Source organism: Enterococcus sp. FDAARGOS_553 (genome assembly GCF_003812305.1).
Classification (GTDB): domain Bacteria; phylum Bacillota; class Bacilli; order Lactobacillales; family Enterococcaceae; genus Enterococcus_D; species Enterococcus_D gallinarum.
In genome coordinates this window covers 1727791-1744385 of record NZ_CP033740.1, presented here as the reverse complement: position 1 = coordinate 1744385, position 16595 = coordinate 1727791, and the positions used below count along the sequence as shown (strand labels likewise).

General features: G+C 40.7%; 18 protein-coding genes and 1 pseudogene. 5 read left to right on the top strand and 14 right to left on the bottom strand.

What is annotated here, in order from left to right:
- The 11 genes and pseudogenes from EGX73_RS08880 to EGX73_RS08825 form a co-directional block, all read right to left on the bottom strand.
- The gene (locus EGX73_RS08880) at positions 1-810 is read right to left on the bottom strand and encodes a restriction endonuclease (protein WP_029487211.1); all 810 of its coding nucleotides are present in this window, start codon (positions 808-810) and stop codon (positions 1-3) included.
- 334 nt (positions 811-1144) lie between these two features.
- Entirely contained in the window at positions 1145-1438 is a 294-nt protein-coding gene (locus EGX73_RS08875; protein WP_005471757.1) for a hypothetical protein, read from the bottom strand.
- Between the two features lie 774 nt (positions 1439-2212).
- Positions 2213-2407 (bottom strand): annotated as a pseudogene (locus tag EGX73_RS08870) (site-specific integrase); the annotation flags it as partial.
- A gap of 116 nt (positions 2408-2523) precedes the next feature.
- Positions 2524-2940: an arsenate reductase (thioredoxin) gene (arsC, locus tag EGX73_RS08865; RefSeq protein WP_005471755.1), complete on the bottom strand. Its 417-nt coding sequence runs from the start codon at positions 2938-2940 to the stop codon at positions 2524-2526.
- Positions 2937-4013 (bottom strand): ACR3 family arsenite efflux transporter, encoded by a 1077-nt coding sequence (arsB, locus tag EGX73_RS08860; RefSeq protein ID WP_123866887.1) that lies wholly within the window; start codon positions 4011-4013, stop codon positions 2937-2939. Before arsB ends, arsC begins: the two co-directional genes overlap by 4 nt.
- An 18-nt stretch (positions 4014-4031) precedes the next feature.
- Positions 4032-4328: a helix-turn-helix transcriptional regulator gene (locus EGX73_RS08855; protein ID WP_003127481.1), complete on the bottom strand. Its 297-nt coding sequence runs from the start codon at positions 4326-4328 to the stop codon at positions 4032-4034.
- A gap of 286 nt (positions 4329-4614) precedes the next feature.
- Complete coding sequence (locus EGX73_RS08845) at positions 4615-5688, bottom strand: PotD/PotF family extracellular solute-binding protein (protein ID WP_003127480.1); 1074 nt, start codon at positions 5686-5688, stop codon at positions 4615-4617.
- Positions 5685-6521 (bottom strand): ABC transporter permease, encoded by an 837-nt coding sequence (locus EGX73_RS08840; RefSeq protein ID WP_123866886.1) that lies wholly within the window; start codon positions 6519-6521, stop codon positions 5685-5687. The genes EGX73_RS08845 and EGX73_RS08840 overlap by 4 nt, the downstream gene beginning before the upstream one ends.
- On the bottom strand, positions 6518-7327 hold the full coding sequence (locus EGX73_RS08835; RefSeq protein WP_003127478.1) for an ABC transporter permease: 810 nt from the start codon (positions 7325-7327) through the stop codon (positions 6518-6520). The genes EGX73_RS08840 and EGX73_RS08835 overlap by 4 nt, the downstream gene beginning before the upstream one ends.
- 10 nt (positions 7328-7337) lie before the next feature.
- Positions 7338-8426: an ABC transporter ATP-binding protein gene (locus EGX73_RS08830; protein ID WP_003127477.1), complete on the bottom strand. Its 1089-nt coding sequence runs from the start codon at positions 8424-8426 to the stop codon at positions 7338-7340.
- A gap of 16 nt (positions 8427-8442) precedes the next feature.
- Positions 8443-8985: a helix-turn-helix domain-containing protein gene (locus EGX73_RS08825; protein WP_003127476.1), complete on the bottom strand. Its 543-nt coding sequence runs from the start codon at positions 8983-8985 to the stop codon at positions 8443-8445.
- 360 nt (positions 8986-9345) lie between these two features.
- Here EGX73_RS08825 and EGX73_RS08820 point away from each other — a divergent pair, with 360 nt between their 5' ends.
- The 4 genes from EGX73_RS08820 to EGX73_RS08805 are packed head-to-tail and all read left to right on the top strand — an operon-like array spanning position 9346 to position 12291.
- Positions 9346-10335, top strand: coding sequence for an acryloyl-CoA reductase (locus EGX73_RS08820; RefSeq protein ID WP_005471747.1), 990 nt, complete (start codon positions 9346-9348; stop codon positions 10333-10335).
- The gene (locus tag EGX73_RS08815) at positions 10332-11084 is read left to right on the top strand and encodes a phosphopantothenate--cysteine ligase (RefSeq protein WP_029487215.1); all 753 of its coding nucleotides are present in this window, start codon (positions 10332-10334) and stop codon (positions 11082-11084) included. Before EGX73_RS08820 ends, EGX73_RS08815 begins: the two co-directional genes overlap by 4 nt.
- Positions 11085-11096: 12 nt before the next feature.
- Entirely contained in the window at positions 11097-11654 is a 558-nt protein-coding gene (gene coaC / locus EGX73_RS08810) for a phosphopantothenoylcysteine decarboxylase (protein ID WP_003127471.1), read from the top strand.
- A 1-nt stretch (position 11655) separates the two neighbouring features.
- Entirely contained in the window at positions 11656-12291 is a 636-nt protein-coding gene (locus EGX73_RS08805) for an ECF transporter S component (RefSeq protein WP_003127470.1), read from the top strand.
- A 92-nt stretch (positions 12292-12383) separates the two neighbouring features.
- Here the strand turns inward: EGX73_RS08805 and EGX73_RS08800 are convergent, their stop codons facing one another.
- From EGX73_RS08800 to EGX73_RS08790, 3 genes are all read right to left on the bottom strand, one after another.
- Positions 12384-13544 (bottom strand): hypothetical protein, encoded by a 1161-nt coding sequence (locus EGX73_RS08800; RefSeq protein ID WP_021149308.1) that lies wholly within the window; start codon positions 13542-13544, stop codon positions 12384-12386.
- A 251-nt stretch (positions 13545-13795) separates the two neighbouring features.
- Entirely contained in the window at positions 13796-14701 is a 906-nt protein-coding gene (gene murB, locus EGX73_RS08795) for a UDP-N-acetylmuramate dehydrogenase (RefSeq protein WP_003127468.1), read from the bottom strand.
- 60 nt (positions 14702-14761) lie between these two features.
- Positions 14762-15691 carry a Gfo/Idh/MocA family protein gene (locus tag EGX73_RS08790; protein WP_123866885.1) on the bottom strand — a complete coding sequence of 310 codons (930 nt, stop codon included), beginning with the start codon at positions 15689-15691 and terminating at the stop codon, positions 14762-14764.
- 90 nt (positions 15692-15781) lie between these two features.
- On the opposite strand from EGX73_RS08790, the gene EGX73_RS08785 reads away from it, so the two are divergent.
- Positions 15782-16534 (top strand): exodeoxyribonuclease III, encoded by a 753-nt coding sequence (locus EGX73_RS08785; RefSeq protein ID WP_005471734.1) that lies wholly within the window; start codon positions 15782-15784, stop codon positions 16532-16534.
- Positions 16535-16595: the final 61 nt, after the last annotated feature.

The following is a 16595-nucleotide window of genomic DNA, read 5'->3' as shown; positions in this document are numbered from 1 at the left end:
CTAAGAAGAAATGCTATTATCTAGTTCTTTTGAGGACGTAGTAAAACTTTTACGTGTGTGCCTGAATGAAACACTTTCCGTATGGGCACACTCTGGAAACATCGTACATCCTTTGAAATAGCTATGTTTTTGCTTATTCCATTTTTGGACAATAAACCCTGATTCACATTCCGGACATTTGACTACTTGTTCTGGCAAACTATTTAAAAACATGTGCTTTTCCATTGTTTCTGGGATCAATGTGTTCAACAACTGCAATAACCCGTACCTGTCATACCATTCAATGTTTTGTGCTTTTTCATTCTTCTCGATCTCTAAATAAACATGGGGATTAAATAAAGATGTTGTGATAAAAAGTTTATTTGTCCAATTTTTATCTGAGATTCCTGAATATTTATTGACAAACTCTTTCGTGATCAAGTTGGGTGCTTTCGTGTTCAAGCGGTAATGTTTGGCTTGAACAGCAATCCGTTCCGCATCTTTGCTTAAAATCAAGTCTACATTGTCATCACCAGTGTAGACCTGTTTGCCTTGCAGATAGCTTTTTCTGGTGATCTCAACATCGTAGTTTGCTAGCCGAAAGACCGCTGCCAAAAATTGCTCAAAGGCATCCCCTTGCTGTTTCCGTCCTGCAGGTGTTGTGTCATACTCTCTGTCCATATGATTCAAAAAGTCCATAACGATCGATTCATCTTCGTTTTGTTCAAAAGAAAGCCCTTTTATTTCTCTGTGTTCTTTAGATACTACTTCGAATGATTGTTCTACTTTCCCAGTTTTTCGTGTAAATTTTTGCAAAAATTGTTGAATCATGCTTCCTCCTCCAGATTGTTTATCCACTTTGTTGCTATATTTATAATACCCCTAAACAAACTAGATTCATAGATTTTTATGAAATCCTGTCTTTGATAAGCAGCATTGCATATCTAGCTAGACTCTTTAAAAATTCTACTGTTACACTACTATTACCAGTAGAAACGCAGAGACGATGTTCCATCAAAAAAAGAGTCCCTTTTTATTCACCTATTTATTTTGTTTGCTCAAAAAAATAGAGCCCTCCTCACAAAATTGCAAAGAAAGATCTATTTTTAGCCATATCTATGTTTGATGTTACTTATCAGAAAAATAAGTGACCTTAAAATTTCTTTTATAGCAAGTTTCTTTTTTCCATTTCATCTCGATACAACTTGTACACTTCATTACTTTGTTTTTCATGACTTTTGTAAAAAATTCCATAAGAGAATATGGCTTGCATCGTATTATATTGATTTGACTTTGCAACAGAATGATACAAGTTTACAAGTTGTTGATCTGTCATCTTATTACTCTTCAGTCGTTTTTTAACGGCTTTTTGCGACAAGCTAAATAAAACAGAAGTAACCAATTGATAAATAACCCAAATAACTAAGATAACCAATACAAACTTTACTAAATCTGGCACAACATTCCACTCCTTAGGCAAACGGTTCAGCAAAGCGAATGATAGCTGTCATCAAACATTCGCTTTCCCATTCATTTGTTTTCTAATTCAGGAGTTGTTTCGTATCTACTTAACAAGTCACTAAATTAGCTATAAAAATTAGTATAAATTTAATCTCCCAAAAAAACAAACTATTTTACCCTTTAAGCCAAAGAAAATCAGATTCCAAAATCATCCAGTCTTCTTTGGAAAGAAGAGACAGCTTTCGCTTATATACACAACTGCATTTCTCCCACCTTTCATGGCGTTCTCAATCAAGGGTCATTTCATGCGATAATTTCTAGAAAAATTCCATATTATTATCTTCGAATTAGCTGATTCATTCTAAAAACTACGGCTATAAACCCATGACCCTTTTCAAAAAAAGTTACTGTAACTGACGCATTGTATTTTTAGTTTTTATAGGATAGCGCTTTGTTTGGGACTATTTCTTGTTTCGACCTAGTACTGCTTAGTATTTCTTCTGCAGGGCAGCTGCTTCCAATTGTCTCAGCGACTCTTTTCTAAGACAAAAAAACCTGTAGACAAAGACTTTTGCTGTCTCTCTACAGGTCGCTAGGAAGCTGTAACTATTTTAAAACATAATGGGGAAAGATATTTTTGAAACTTGCTTCCTTCCCTTGTATCAGTCAATCAGCTACATACTTACTTTCGATACATCTTCAACAGGAGCAACTCAACCAAAAACACTGGTACGAAAGCATTTGTCTGTCTTCTGGTAGCGTAGTGGAAAACTCAGACTGGCAATAAATCGTCATTTTTCGAAAGAATAGCGCCCTCTTGAACATTATCAATCGCGTTAACTACTTGTTGATCTGACTTTGCATATAAGTGACCGTAAGTTCCTAAAGTAATTTGAATATTCGCATGGCCCAATCGTTCTTGAATAGATAGCGGTTGAATATTCTGCTCAATTAGAAATGCAACATGTCTAGCGAAAGCCCAAAACGCTCAATTAATTTCCCCATCAAATCATTTAGCCAAACCATTTTTAGTAATTGGTCGCTAATCCAAGTCCACATACCTTACCCCGCTCCCTTTTTGAATTACACATTTAACTGCTGCGATAATTCAATCATTCTCTTTTTGATTTCATCTCTTGTGTTTCGAAAGGCACTTCTAATTTCTGCCTCAGATCCTTTCGCTTTGGCAGGGTCTACTAAATCCCAATGAAGGTGTGTGCTTTCCTTTGGAATCATGGGACACTTATCTGCTGCGTCACCGCAAAGAGTAATAATCCTATCGGACTGATTAAAGTAGTCCAAATCAATCAAGTCAGATGTTTGATTCGAAATATCGATTCCAGATTCTTCCATTACAGCCACCGCTCTAGGATTCAAGCCGTGAGTTTCAACGCCAGCACTTCGAATCTCCCAAGAATCATCTAAGTATTTTTTAGCAAATCCTTCCGCTATTTGGCTTCGACAGGAATTGCCCGTACATAAGAAATAGATTTTTTTCATTCATTTTCTCCTTTTGTCGGGAACCAATCTTTCGTTCCATTGATCAATTTTACTAATAACAACATAACAGGCACTTCTGTCAGAACACCAACTGTTGTCACTAGCACAACTGGTGAATTGACACCGAAAAGCGTAATTGCTACGGCAACCGATAACTCAAAAAAGTCTGAAGCACCAATCAAAGCTGCTGGAGCTGCCACATTATGAGGCTGTTTTGTCCATTTACAAGTAAAATAAGCAAAATTTGCGGTAATAATATTTTGTAAGACTAAAGGCACGGCAATCATGAGAACGTGAAACGGATTGTTTAAAATAATATCCCCCTGATAAGTAAAAATGATTACCAATATCAATAACAAGCCAATCGTTGTAATGGAGTCAAACTTTGGTAAGAAGCGATTGTTAAAGTAATCAATTCCCTTACGTTTTATCATGAAGTATCTCGTCAATGCCCCACCAACTAACGGTACTAGCACAAATAGTAGTACAGAAGCAAAGAGAATATTCCATGGTACAAACACATTATTTACTCCTAAAAGGAAAGAAACAATTGGTACAAATAGGACAATGATTAATAAATCGTTAATTGATACTTGAACCAAGGTATGTGCTGGATCACCTTTTGTAAGGTTTGACCAAACAAATACCATAGCGGTACATGGCGCTGCCCCTAACAAAACCGCTCCAGCCACATAGTCTTTTGCTAAGTCTGCTGGGATAAAATTGCTAAAAACAACATAAAAGAAGAAAGAGGCTAAGCCAAACATCAAGAACGGCTTAATTAGCCAGCTTGTAATGCTAGAGATCATAATCCCCTGATATGTTTTTCGGACGTTCAGTATTGATTTAAAATCGATTTTCATCATCATTGGGAAAATCATAACCCAAGTTAAAACGGCAATTGGAATATTTGTATTTAATACTTGATAGCTTTCTAATCGGTCTGCGACACTAGGTAAAAACTTTCCGATTAGCATGCCTGCTGCCATACATAACAATACCCAAACTGTTAGATACTTCTCGAAAAAATTTATTGCAGGTTTTTCAGTTACTTCCGTAGATACATTGTTCATTCATAAGACTCCTATCGTTTACCAGCTAATTGATTTTTCTTTGATAAGAAGTTCCTTCAAAATTACTAGGAAATCCTCAACAAAATCTTCCTGTAAAGCGTAATGATGCCATTGACTTTTTTTCGTTACTTTGACAATTCCTGCCTTCTCTAAAAGCTTCATGTGGTGTGATAATGTCGGTTGAGTAAAGTCAAAATGCTCCAACACTTCACATGCACAAAGAGAGTCAGCTGTAGAAAGTAAGTCAACAATTTTCAGCCTTTTTGGATCAGCTAAGGCTTTCATGATGGTAGCAATCTGTTCATAGTTTTCCATGGAGGACCTCCTATTGAATTGTATATAGATAATTATCTATATACAATATAGATGAACGTCTATATACGGTCAAGCGTTTCTGTCTTTTTATTTTCAACATCGTCTGGTAAAAATCTCTATCGCAAAGCTTTTCTAGCAAAGTATCTCTGGTAGAAAAAATAAAATAACACAAAAAAAGCGGCTTTTCAGCCGCTTTTGGTAGAAAATTGGAAAACTCAGATAGAAAAAGGACGATTTTTAGCTCTTTAGAACGTTGATAAATCCCCATTCTTACTGAGTTTTACCATTATCTCCTGTACATCTTCAACTCCAAAAATAGGTCATTATAAATGCCTAAATATTGGGCGCCTAGATTTTCATAGACTTCCAAATGCTTCATCAGCTCATCTGAAGGATAGAACTGTTTGTCTTGCGTGATTTCATCTGGCAATAACGCGAGTGCTTTTTTGTTTGGTGTGGAATAACCGATATACTCAGCATTTTGAGCAGCATTTTCTGGTTCAAGCATAAAGTTCAAAAATGCATAGGCCCCTTCTTCATTTTTTGACGTTTTGGGAATAACCATATTATCAAACCAAAGATTGGATCCTTCGGATGGGATCACATAATGGATATGTTCATTCTCATACATCATATCGGCTGCTTCTCCCGAGAAAGTCACAGCGACAGAGGCTTCTTCGTTTGCCATATACATTTTGATTTCGTCTGCTACGATTGCTTTGATGTTTGGCGTCATTTTGCGCAATTTGTTGAAGGCTGCTGTAAGCTGTTTGTCGTCTTTGCTGTTCAATGAATACCCCAAACTGTTTAACCCTAGACCGATGACTTCCCGCGCGCCATCGATCAGCATGATACTGTCTTTTAGTTCTGGTTTCCACAGATCATCCCATTCCTTGATTTCACCTTCAGCAAAAAATTTATCATTATAGACGATACCAAGAGTCCCCCAAAAATATGGGATCGAATAGCGGTTGTCAGGATCAAAACTTAAATCCAAGAAGCGGGGATCAATATTGTCTAGCCCTTTGATCTTGCTGTGATCAAGAGGTTTCAGCAAGTGCTCTTCCATCATTTTTTGGATCATATATTCACTTGGGATGGCAATGTCATAGGACGTTCCTCCTTGCTGAATTTTCGTAAACATCGCTTCATTGGAATCGAAGGTTTCATAATTGACCTTATAGCCGGTCTCGTTCTCAAACTTCTTCAAAAGATCTGGATCGATATAATCACCCCAGTTATAGATATTCAAAACTTTGGCGCCCGCCATTCCTGAAGAATGTTCCAACTCCCGTACACCAAACAGCAGTACCAAAATGATGGCGACAATTCCTATGACCAAAGATTGTAATCTTTTCATCGCAGATTTGCCACCTCCGCTCGCCGATTTTTACGTAGTTTTTTCGACACATTTTCTTTGCTGATAAAGTAGTACCCTACGACTAGAATCATTGAGAATAAAAAGACCAATGTGCTCAAGGCATTGATTTCTAGGCTGATCCCCTGACGGGCACGAGAATAGATTTCTACAGAAAGTGTGCTAAAGCCATTCCCTGTTACAAAGAACGTCACAGCAAAATCATCCAGTGAATAAGTGAAAGCCATGAAATAGCCGGCAATGACTCCCGGTGTCAGAAACGGCAAAATAATGTTCTTGATGACTTGCAGATTATTGGCACCTAAGTCACGAGCGGCATCAATCATGGAATCATTCATTTCTTGTAGCTTTGGTAAAACCATCAAAACAACGATGGGAATACTAAAGGCCACATGAGACAGTAACACACTACAAAAACCTAGGCTAAAGCCGCGGAACAAATTTCCGATCATCGTGAAGAAAATCAGAAAACTGGCACCAATGATGACATCTGGAGAAACCAGTAAGACATTGTTCAAACTTAACAACGCTGTTCGTGTTCGCCGTTTTTTCGTATAGTAGATCCCCATCGCACCGAACGTGCCGATCACTGTTGCTAAAAGGGCGGATAAAAATGCCAGCATAAAGGTATTCAATACAATGATCATCAGACGTGTATCTTGAAAGACGGACTGGTAATGTTCAAAGGTAAACCCAGTAAAGTCATTCATTGTACCGCCATCATTGAAGGAATAAAAAATCAAATAAAAAATTGGGACGTACAATAGGATAAAGACAACGACAAGATAAAGATTTGACCAGCGGAATTTTTTCATTTTCGTTGTCCTCCTTTTTTCTTCTCACCTGTCAGGAGCATCACTAAGAACATAGCAATAATCAAAATCACACCGATCGTCGAACCCATGCCCCAGTTTTGTGTCACAAGGAAATGCTGCTCAATCGCAGTTCCTAACGTGATTACACGGTTTCCTCCAATCAAACGTGTCAGCATGAAGAGTGAAAGAGAAGGAATGAAAACTGCTTGTACGCCGCTTTTGACACCGTTCAATGACAAAGGCAGAATGACCCGGCGAAAAGTCTCATAGCTGTTCGCTCCTAAGTCACGGCTCGCACTAATCAATGAAGGATTCATCTCCTCTAGTGCATTGAAAATCGGCATGATCATAAAAGGCAGCTCAATATAGACCGCTACCGTTAAAAAGCTAAAATCGGTGAACAAAATCTGTTTTGGTCCGACACCCATGATTTCCAAAAAATGATTGACGCTGCCATGAATACCAAAAATACCAATAAAGGCATAGGCTTTTAACAGCAAATTGACCCATGTAGGTAAAATAATCAGCAGTAACCATAAGTCTTTATGACGTAGTTTTGTCAAAAAGTAAGCCGTAGGATAACTGATGACCAGCGTGATCAATGTGATCAAAAAGGCATACCACACGGAGTTCAATGTCATGATCAAATACTTGCCGGAACCTAAATAACTTTGATAATTGACCAGTGAAAAATTCCCATCCATATCGAAAAAGGACTGATAGACGATCAATAATACTGGTGCGATAACAAATAGCAATAACCAAAAGACATAGGGTATTGCATAGAAACGACGCATTTTCGTCATGTGCTCCCTCCTAATCTTCGTAGCTCTCTAAACGAGCATCAAAATCTTCTTCTGATTCATTGAAACGCATGACATGAATGTCTTCAGGCTCAAAAAACAAACCGATCTTGCTGCCTTCTTTGGCTTTTCTAGTCGAATGGACCATCCATTCATTGCCTTGTTCATCGTAACAAATGATTTCATAATGTACGCCTCGGAACAATTGCGTGTCTACCTCAACAATCAATTTCCCTTTCTCAGCGGTGGTCAAACTTAGATCTTCTGGGCGGATCACGATTTCAACGGGTTCATTCGCCCGCATACCGCCATCCACGCACTCGAAGCGTTTGCCGACAAACTCGACTAAATTATCATCGATCATCGTGCCATTCACGATATTACTTTCGCCGACAAAGTCCGCCACAAAATGATTGATCGGCTCGTCATAAATGTCTACCGGTGTTCCACTTTGAATGATCTTTCCTTTATTCATGACGAAGATCTCATCACTCATCGCTAATGCTTCTTCTTGATCGTGGGTCACAAAGATAAAGGTAATTCCTAATCGCTGCTGCAGTTCCCGCAATTCGTACTGCATGTCTGTTCGTAATTTCAAGTCTAAAGCTGACAAAGGTTCATCTAAGAGTAAAACTTTCGGCTCATTGACGATCGCTCGCGCAATCGCCACCCGTTGACGCTGTCCACCGGACATTTCACTGATCTCACGATTTTCGTAACCTGGAAGTTGGACCAATCGCAATGCTTCTTTGACTTTCTTTGTGACTTCGTCTTTCGGCAGCTTCTTGATCCGTAAGCCAAAAGCCACATTCTCGAACACGTTCATATGTGGAAACAACGCATAGTCCTGAAAGACAGTATTAACTTGTCGCTGATTTGCCGGAACATCGTTGATACGCTGGCCATCAAAGTAAACATCGCCTTCTGTTGCTTCGGAAAATCCGGCAATGATCCGTAAGATCGTGGTTTTCCCACATCCTGAAGGACCTAAAAGCGTATAAAAACGCCCTTCTTCAATATCAAAACTAACATTTTTCAAGACGGTTTCATCGTCATCAAATCGCTTGACCACGTTATTGAACGAAATAATTGTTTTTCCCACACTTTTTCCCCCTAAATCATAAATAAGAATCAGTTACAACGATCAAGGCGCGACTTTTTTGCCGGCCGATATTTCTCAATTGATGCGGTTCTGTTGCTTGGTAATAAATGGACTGTCCCTTACGTGCTTTGTATTCTGATTCCCCGAGGCTCAGTGCAATCGTTCCTTCCAAAACATAAATAAAAGTTTCCGCTAAAGAAGGTTCAAATGTCTTATACTCGCCGGCTTTCTCAAAAGTCAACACGACTGGCTCCATCTCTTTTTCATTCGAGTCTGGAATCAGCCACCGCAGTTCATAGCCATTTTCTTCATCATAATAACTCGTACTGTCTTCTTCTCGATAGACCACTTGATGGTCTGCATTTTCTTGACGGAAAAATTCTTCCGGGGTCACTCCAAGGACTTCTAAAATCGTAAAAAAAGTTTCCATTGAAGGTGAACTTAAATCCCTTTCTAATTGGGAGATGTACCCTTTGGATAAATCGGTTCGTTCCCCTAATTCTTCTTGTGTCAGATTTTTTTGGACCCGCAAATTGCGGAGCTTCTCGCCAATCTCCATCTACATTCCCCCTCGATCATAAATATAGTAAAAAAATCCTACAAAAAAGTTTGCTAATAGTAAACTTCAAGTTTAATTTCACTTTTTCCAGTATACAAACTTTTCTAAAAAAAACAAGTCTTTTTTCCTTTTTTTGAAGAGAATTTTTCGGAGCTTTCTTATTGACTAAATGAGCTGCAGCCAATGGGCAGCTGTCACATAATGCCTTTATTTAGCCATTTTCATTCAGTAGCTCTCAATGCCCTTCTCTCATTCTAACGAAGAAATTGGCTCATGAATAATCATCTGTTTCGCAACAATGATTAAAAATCAACCAGATTATGGTATCATGAGTTCAAACCATTAAAGGAGTTGCCTTGAATGATAGAATTTTCGTCTTATATCGTAACAAATGAACCAACATTTACTGCCACTTTAAAGACCTGCAAACTGACAGATTTACCTGAGGGAGACGTTCTTGTCAAAGTCGCTTATTCCGATGTCAATTATAAAGATGCTTTAGCAGCTAAAGAAAATGGCGGCGTTATCCGTACCTATCCGATGACACCAGGCATCGACTTGGCTGGTGAAGTCATTGAAAGTCAAAGTCCGGATTTTTCAACCGGCGACCAAGTACTGCTGACAGGTTACGGCCTAGGTGTTTCTCATCCCGGTGGCTTCAGCCAATACCAACGGGTACCGGCTGATTGGCTGATCAAACGACCAGAAACCTTATCGGCTAAAGATAGTATGCGTTATGGTACTGCTGGCTTTACTGCGGCACTGGCTGTCACCGAACTTGAAAAACTTGCCCTTGAAAAAGAAGCGCCGATCGTCATTACCGGAGCTTCCGGAGGTGTCGGAAGTATCAGCATCGCATTGTTGCATAAGTTAGGCTATACAAACATCGTCGCACTTTCTCGTAAAAAAGAGGCAGACTGGTTATTGGCACTAGGAGCAACCAAAATCACTGATCCAGCTGATTGGCAACCAGAAAAAATCAAACCGCTGGCGAAGCAGACAGTAGCGGCAGTTATTGATACCGTCGGTGGTTCCCTTCTTTCCGCATTATTGCCGCAAATCCGTTACGGCGGCGGTGCCTTTTTATGCGGAAATGCTGGGGGGATCAACATCGAAACGACGGTTTTACCCTTTATTCTTCGCGGCATCCGCGTGATCGGTATTGACTCGGTCAATGTTGACACTGCCACTCGTAACGAACTTTGGCAACGTCTAGCAACAGGCTGGTATGTCGCAGATCAGCTGCATAGTCATGAGATTACCTTTGAAACATTGCCGGAAACACTCGCATCCTTATTAGCCGGTACCCATCAAGGTCGGACAATCGTCAAGGTGGCATCAGAAACATGAGAATATTGATCACTGCCGGCGGAACTTCCGAAAAAATTGATTCAGTACGGTCGATCACGAATCATTCAACAGGTTCATTAGGCAAAGCCATCGCTGAAGCGTTATTAGAAAAAGGGATTGAAATTGATTATGTCACAACTCGTCAAGCAAAACAGCCAGCTAACGATTCACGATTGACGGTCCACTCTATCGAAGGCACTCTTGGATTACTGAATTGTCTTGAGTCCTTATTATCGGCACATACTTACTTTGCAGTGATCCACAGCATGGCGGTCAGTGATTTCACACCTGATAACAGTTGGTCACAAGAAGCATTCTTGACAGCGATCAATCAGCTGCTTCCACAATTTGACAACCAAGTATCTCCTGAGTTGTTAGAGACATTAGTAGCACAGTCAATGGAACAGTCAGGCAAACTCTCTTCGAATACTGATCATCTAGTGATGGTCTTAAAGAAAACACCTAAAGTGATCCAGCGAATCAAAGCAAAACAACCTCAGACAAAGTTGGTGGGTTTCAAATTATTAGTCGATGTTTCGGAAGAAACACTTTTTCAAGTAGCCCGTGATAGTCTAGCTAAAAATCAAGCAGATTATGTCTTGGCCAATGACTTGACTACGATCAAAGAAGATCAGCATATTGGTCACTTACTAACTGCCGATAAAAAAATCGGTACCGGCCATACTAAGCTAGAAATTGCCGCATTGATCGTAGATACATTATTGAAAAATGAAGAGCCCCTTGGATAAGGAGGAATTAGAATGAAACAAAAACATGTATTATTAGGTATTAGCGGAAGTATCTCCGCTTATAAAGCAGCGGATATCGCGAATGAGTTGACAAAACGAGGGTATGCAGTCGACGTGATGATGACTGCTAATAGTACGCAATTCATCACACCATTGACTCTCCAGTCATTATCTAAGCGACCAATCCATGTGGATGTGATGCAAGAACGCCAACCTGACCGGATCAACCATATCGAATTAGCGAAGCAAGCGGACCTTTTCTTGATCGCGCCAGCCAGTGCCAACTTGATTGGTAAATTGGCTCATGGTTTAGCAGATGATCTGATCTCAACGGTCGCTTTGGCATTGACTGCGGAGGTACCAAAACTGATTGCACCAGCGATGAATACCAATATGTATCAAAATCCAATCGTGCAACGAAATCTAGCCATTTTGAAAGAGGTCGGTTATCAAGAGATCGCTCCTCGCGAAGCCTTGTTGGCTTGCGGGGATTTCGGCCGCGGCGCGCTGGCGACCGTGGAAGCGATCGTTGAACAAGCTGTTGCAGCATTGGAAGTACGAGGAGTCTAACATGAAAAAAATAGCCACTTTTGATTTAGTTTTAACTGCATTTTTCCTGGGGATCTTGATTCTTTTAGCATCCGTTCCTTTTCTAGGGTTCATTCCTTTAGGTCCGATCAATGCTACTACGATGCACATTCCCGTGATCATTGCTTCCATCATTTTAGGACCACGGATCGGCGGCTTTCTGGGAGGGGCTTTTGGCATCATTAGTATGGTCCGTTCAACGTGGATCATCTCGCCGCTTTCTTTTGTGTTCTCGCCATTTGTCCCAGTCTATGGCATGGATCATGGAAGTTGGAAAGCGATCTTGGTTGCTCTGATTCCTCGCATTCTGATCGGAATCGTCCCTTATTTTGTCTTTAAAGCCTGCCAGAAAATGTGGCAAAACAAGCGGCAAAGCACTTCGTTGCTGATTGCTGGAATCGCTGGAGGATTGACGAATACGATTCTCGTGATGAACCTCATCTACTTTTTATTCCAACAAGAATATGCCGCTGCGATCGGTAATGCCGGAACTGCCGTCTATACCGCCATCCTTGGCGTTATTTTGACACAAGGTATCCCAGAGGCGATCGTTGCAGGAATTGCGACCATGGCTGTTGCTTCTGTATTACTGAGATTGACGAAAAAGCCACGTTTTTGATTCATTTGAAAGAACTTCAAATAAAAAGAGCCATTGAAGCAGCTTGATAAGCTTGCTTCAATGGCTCTTTTTTTAGTGTTCCTTTATGCTGCTCATAAATTTTGGCTTACTTGCAATGCCTCAGCCAAACGCTGGTACTGTTCTTCGGTCAGTAAGTCTTCATAAATCAACAAAAAATCAACGATTTCTTCATCCGTCATGCCCTGTAGATCAGTGGCAACCATCTCTAATAATTGGTCAAACTCCTCGTCTGTTAGCGTATAATTTGTCCAATCTTCATCAGAGAGGGGATCATCGCCGTAATAACTGTCATCCCAAAAAGAGTCTTCTTGGTAGGAATCAAAAAACTCTTGCTGATCAACGACATTTTCTGAAGCAGGTAACTGGACTTTTTCATCACTTTGTTTGCCGCTGATAGTAAACGTGATCCCAATAGCCAAAGGCAGCTCGCCAGATTGGGTCATGTTCATCACAACTTTTTGGTTTTGTTTCTTTGCATTGACAGATACAGTCAAATCAATACGCTCACTGTCTTTCAGCAGATCTTCCCACTGCGTAATCTCACTAGTGTCTGCCTTTTGTTTTTTGGCATAGTCAACAAAGTCCAACAGCTCTTGTTTTGTGAATGTATGCGTGATGGTGTCACCATCTCTTTTAAAAGATTCACGATCCAACGTTTTGACATACTCTGCCAATGTCTCAGAAGAAAATAAGCTATTGTTCAATAGCTGGTCCGTGTCAAGATCTGACATCTCATCTGGTGACAGACGAATATATTTATCTTTCCCCGTCGTATCTGGCGTTTCGCTACTATCAAATGTATCCGATGCAAACGTATCCGATGTACCGAATGTATCAAATGCAAACAGATTGCTCATTGCCTCAACGATTTCTGCTGAAAGGTAGGTGTCATGGCTCTTGCCATCGATCAAAAGATTCAGTGGAACATCGATTTCTCCAGAAGACAGTGAGGCATCCAAACGAATATTTTTACTTTTTGGATCTTCAACAAAATTTCCTGTGATCTTGGTTCCCGCCAACTGGGAGAAAATCATCCCTGCGATCATGCTTTCTTGTGAATTTTGGCTGTCCTCGCCAGCAAATTCAAATGTATCGATCGTCACGCTAAAGTCACCAGCATTCATATCTTTTTGTACTGTTAACCCATCAGCAAACTGATCCTGCGGTAATTTCGTACAACCGGTTAAAAAGAATAGCCCAACCAACAAGCCAATACCCAACCACTTTTTCATACTATCCCTCCATTTTCCCCTTTTCTTTATTGTAGCCAAGACGGAATGGGTAGACAAATAGTACAGCCTTCCCATTGCCTTTTTTAATAAAAAATGTGACAACTGTCCAAATAAACAACCGTTCTGAAAGATTCAAGTAATGCTATAGGTTCTCGATACATCGCAACGATGCCTTACGAAGCCTTGCTATACATTCATTCTTCAGATATCGATTTGTCATCAGACGTTGTCACAATTACGAACATGTTGAATTATTTTGCTTCTTCTCCGATAATACGCACTTCTGTCTCTAACTGGACATCAAATCGCTCCTTGATCACTTGTTGGATATGAGCGATCAGTTCCACATAGTCCGTCGCTGTAGCATGATCGACATTGACGATGAAGCCAGCATGCTTTTCAGAAATTTGCGCGCCGCCCCATTTCAATCCTTGTAAACCGGCGTCTTGAATCAACTTGCCAGTGAAATGACCAACAGGCCGCTTGAAGACACTGCCGCAAGAAGGATATTCTAATGGTTGTTTCAGCTGACGGAGTTCCGTCAACTCATCCATTCGTTTCTTGATTTGATCTTGATCCCCTTGCGCCAAATCAAAACGAGCCGACAGAATGATCGCATGTTGGTCTTGAAGCGTACTGTGGCGATAAGAAAACGCCATCTCTTCTTTCATCATAGTCACGACGCGTCCATCTGCGAGCAAGACATCACAGGACGCAAAAATATCTTGAATCTCACCATCATAAGCACCGGCATTCATAAATACCGCTCCCCCGACGCTTCCTGGAATCCCGCAAGCAAACTCAAATCCTGTCAACGATTCATGGAGTGCCACATACGTTGTATCGATCAGCTTCGCGCCTGCTTCGACGATCAAAGTGGTATCTTCTACCGTTATCTGATTCATTTCTGATAGCATGATCACAACACCGCGAATCCCACCATCACGAACGATCAAGTTGCTAGCATTGCCTAAGACCAACCAAGGAGTATCAGTTTCTCGACAATAGGCGACAATTTGTTCTACTTCTTTTGCTGATTTGGGAAAAGCCAGGATATCTGCAGGCCCTCCTGTTTTCGTATACGTATAATTCAATAAAGCTTCATCTTTTAGTAACGCAATTTCTGGAAATTGCTTGATCATTAATTCTTTATTCACAAGAAAGAGTCCTTTCACATTAAACATCTTCCTTATTTTAGCATGTTCATTGAAAAGTTGCTACTTCTCTAAAGAATCACTTTTTGCCCGATGATTGGCAGCGATCATTTCTTGGCAAAGCTGGTGACTGTCTATCACTTGCGCTTGGCGCAGATCGCTAGCTGTTGGATCGGCGACTGCTGCAATAAATGCCGAAACTAATGGATAGAACCCTCGTTTGTTCAACGTTGTTTCCCAATCGCCAAACTCATGTTCCACCGTTTTCCCCTCCACATACTCCGTAAGAGCAGTCAAATTCCTCACATCATAGGTTCCGCTTTTGGCGGTGATCCGGTAATCTTCCGTATTGGCACCACTCTTGAGATCCATCGTCAAAATCGCCGTTGTATGTGCTGTTTCCAAGATCAGTGTGGCCGTCTCCAATCCATCCGCTGATTCTTTGATCTGACTAGTATGCGCGATGATCGGTTCATCCAATAAATAGACACCAGTATCCACCAAATGTAAGAAGAGATCATAGATCACATACTTGGTATCATGACTAGCAGCTTGCCGGTGTTTTGACAGATAAATCATCCGCTTATCCGGAATTTGTTTTAATTGATCGACCATCGGGGCAAAGCGGCGATTGAAGCCGACCATCAACAACTTTTGTTTTGCTTTAGCTAGAGCAAACAATTCTTCTACTTCAGCAAAATTCTCGCTGACCGGTTTATCGACAAAGACATGGATTCCTTCTGTCAGACATTTTTTGATCAACTCATAGTGGCTGCCAGTAGCTGTATGAATGAAACAAGCCTCGATTCCCTGATCGATCAGCTCGTCTAAATTGGTGTACATATGCGCCAACCGATAACGTTGCTGCAATTCTTTCTGAACGGATTCACGCCGGGTGGCAAAATAAAAATCCGCTTGATCCTGCAATGCAATATAACTTGGCAAGTATGCTTTTTGTGCAATATTTCCTAACCCGATAACACCGATCTTCATGACTGATTCCTCCTAAACGTTACGTCTTGCTTTAATCTTACACTTTTTTTCGGTAGAATGGAAAATATAGTTGAACCGAGGAGGACAAATATGAAATTTATTTCTTGGAACGTGAATGGCTTACGAGCAATCGTCAAAAAGAACTTTTTAGAAGCCTTTGAGACCTTCGATGCAGACTTCTTTTGTTTGCAAGAAACGAAGCTGCAAGCAGGGCAGATCGAGTTGGATCTGCCAGGATACACGCAATACTGGAATTATGCAGAAAAGAAAGGATACTCTGGTACAGCGATCTTTGCTAAAGAACCGGCACTTGCTGCCCATTATGGGATTGGCATCGAGGAACATGATGCCGAAGGCCGGGTGATCACCCTGGAATACCCCGAATTCTTTTTAGTCACTTGCTATACACCAAACGCCCAAAATGAATTGCGTCGTCTCGATTATCGCATGACATGGGAAGATGCTTTTCGTGCCTATCTGACCGATCTGAAACAGCAAAAACCAGTTATCCTATGCGGTGACTTGAACGTCGCTCATCAAAACATTGATCTTAAAAACTGGAAAACCAACCAAAAAAACGCCGGCTTCACTCCTGAAGAACGGGAAAAATTTTCAACCTTACTTTCAGCAGGCTTTACGGATACTTTCCGCTACTTTTATCCCGATGCTGAAGGGATTTATTCTTGGTGGAGTTACCGGTTTAATGCGCGCAAAAATAATGCTGGATGGCGCATCGATTACTTCGTTGTTTCAGACGATTTAAATGACCGCCTGGTTGATGCAAAAATCCATACAGAAATCTTAGGCAGTGATCATTGCCCCGTCGAATTGCAGTTAAACTAATTGCTTACCATATTCTTTCGCTGTGTCCTATCGGCCATCCTGCCAAAAAAATCTTGTATCT

Excerpts from the sequence above, each read along its gene's own strand:
- EGX73_RS08825 (WP_003127476.1), bottom strand. The coding sequence starts at position 8,985 with ATGGAGATTGGCGAGAAGCTCCGCAATTTGCGGGTCCAAAAAAATCTG.
- EGX73_RS08840 (WP_123866886.1), bottom strand. The coding sequence starts at position 6,521 with ATGAAAAAATTCCGCTGGTCAAATCTTTATCTTGTCGTTGTCTTTATC.
- EGX73_RS08880 (WP_029487211.1), bottom strand. The coding sequence starts at position 810 with ATGATTCAACAATTTTTGCAAAAATTTACACGAAAAACTGGGAAAGTA.
- EGX73_RS08845 (WP_003127480.1), bottom strand. The coding sequence starts at position 5,688 with ATGAAAAGATTACAATCTTTGGTCATAGGAATTGTCGCCATCATTTTG.
- arsB (WP_123866887.1), bottom strand. The coding sequence starts at position 4,013 with ATGAACAATGTATCTACGGAAGTAACTGAAAAACCTGCAATAAATTTT.
- EGX73_RS08805 (WP_003127470.1), top strand. The coding sequence starts at position 11,656 with ATGAAAAAAATAGCCACTTTTGATTTAGTTTTAACTGCATTTTTCCTG.
- EGX73_RS08835 (WP_003127478.1), bottom strand. The coding sequence starts at position 7,327 with ATGACGAAAATGCGTCGTTTCTATGCAATACCCTATGTCTTTTGGTTA.
- EGX73_RS08820 (WP_005471747.1), top strand. The coding sequence starts at position 9,346 with ATGATAGAATTTTCGTCTTATATCGTAACAAATGAACCAACATTTACT.
- arsC (WP_005471755.1), bottom strand. The coding sequence starts at position 2,940 with ATGAAAAAAATCTATTTCTTATGTACGGGCAATTCCTGTCGAAGCCAA.
- coaC (WP_003127471.1), top strand. The coding sequence starts at position 11,097 with ATGAAACAAAAACATGTATTATTAGGTATTAGCGGAAGTATCTCCGCT.
- EGX73_RS08855 (WP_003127481.1), bottom strand. The coding sequence starts at position 4,328 with ATGGAAAACTATGAACAGATTGCTACCATCATGAAAGCCTTAGCTGAT.
- EGX73_RS08815 (WP_029487215.1), top strand. The coding sequence starts at position 10,332 with ATGAGAATATTGATCACTGCCGGCGGAACTTCCGAAAAAATTGATTCA.
- EGX73_RS08800 (WP_021149308.1), bottom strand. The coding sequence starts at position 13,544 with ATGAAAAAGTGGTTGGGTATTGGCTTGTTGGTTGGGCTATTCTTTTTA.
- EGX73_RS08785 (WP_005471734.1), top strand. The coding sequence starts at position 15,782 with ATGAAATTTATTTCTTGGAACGTGAATGGCTTACGAGCAATCGTCAAA.
- EGX73_RS08790 (WP_123866885.1), bottom strand. The coding sequence starts at position 15,691 with ATGAAGATCGGTGTTATCGGGTTAGGAAATATTGCACAAAAAGCATAC.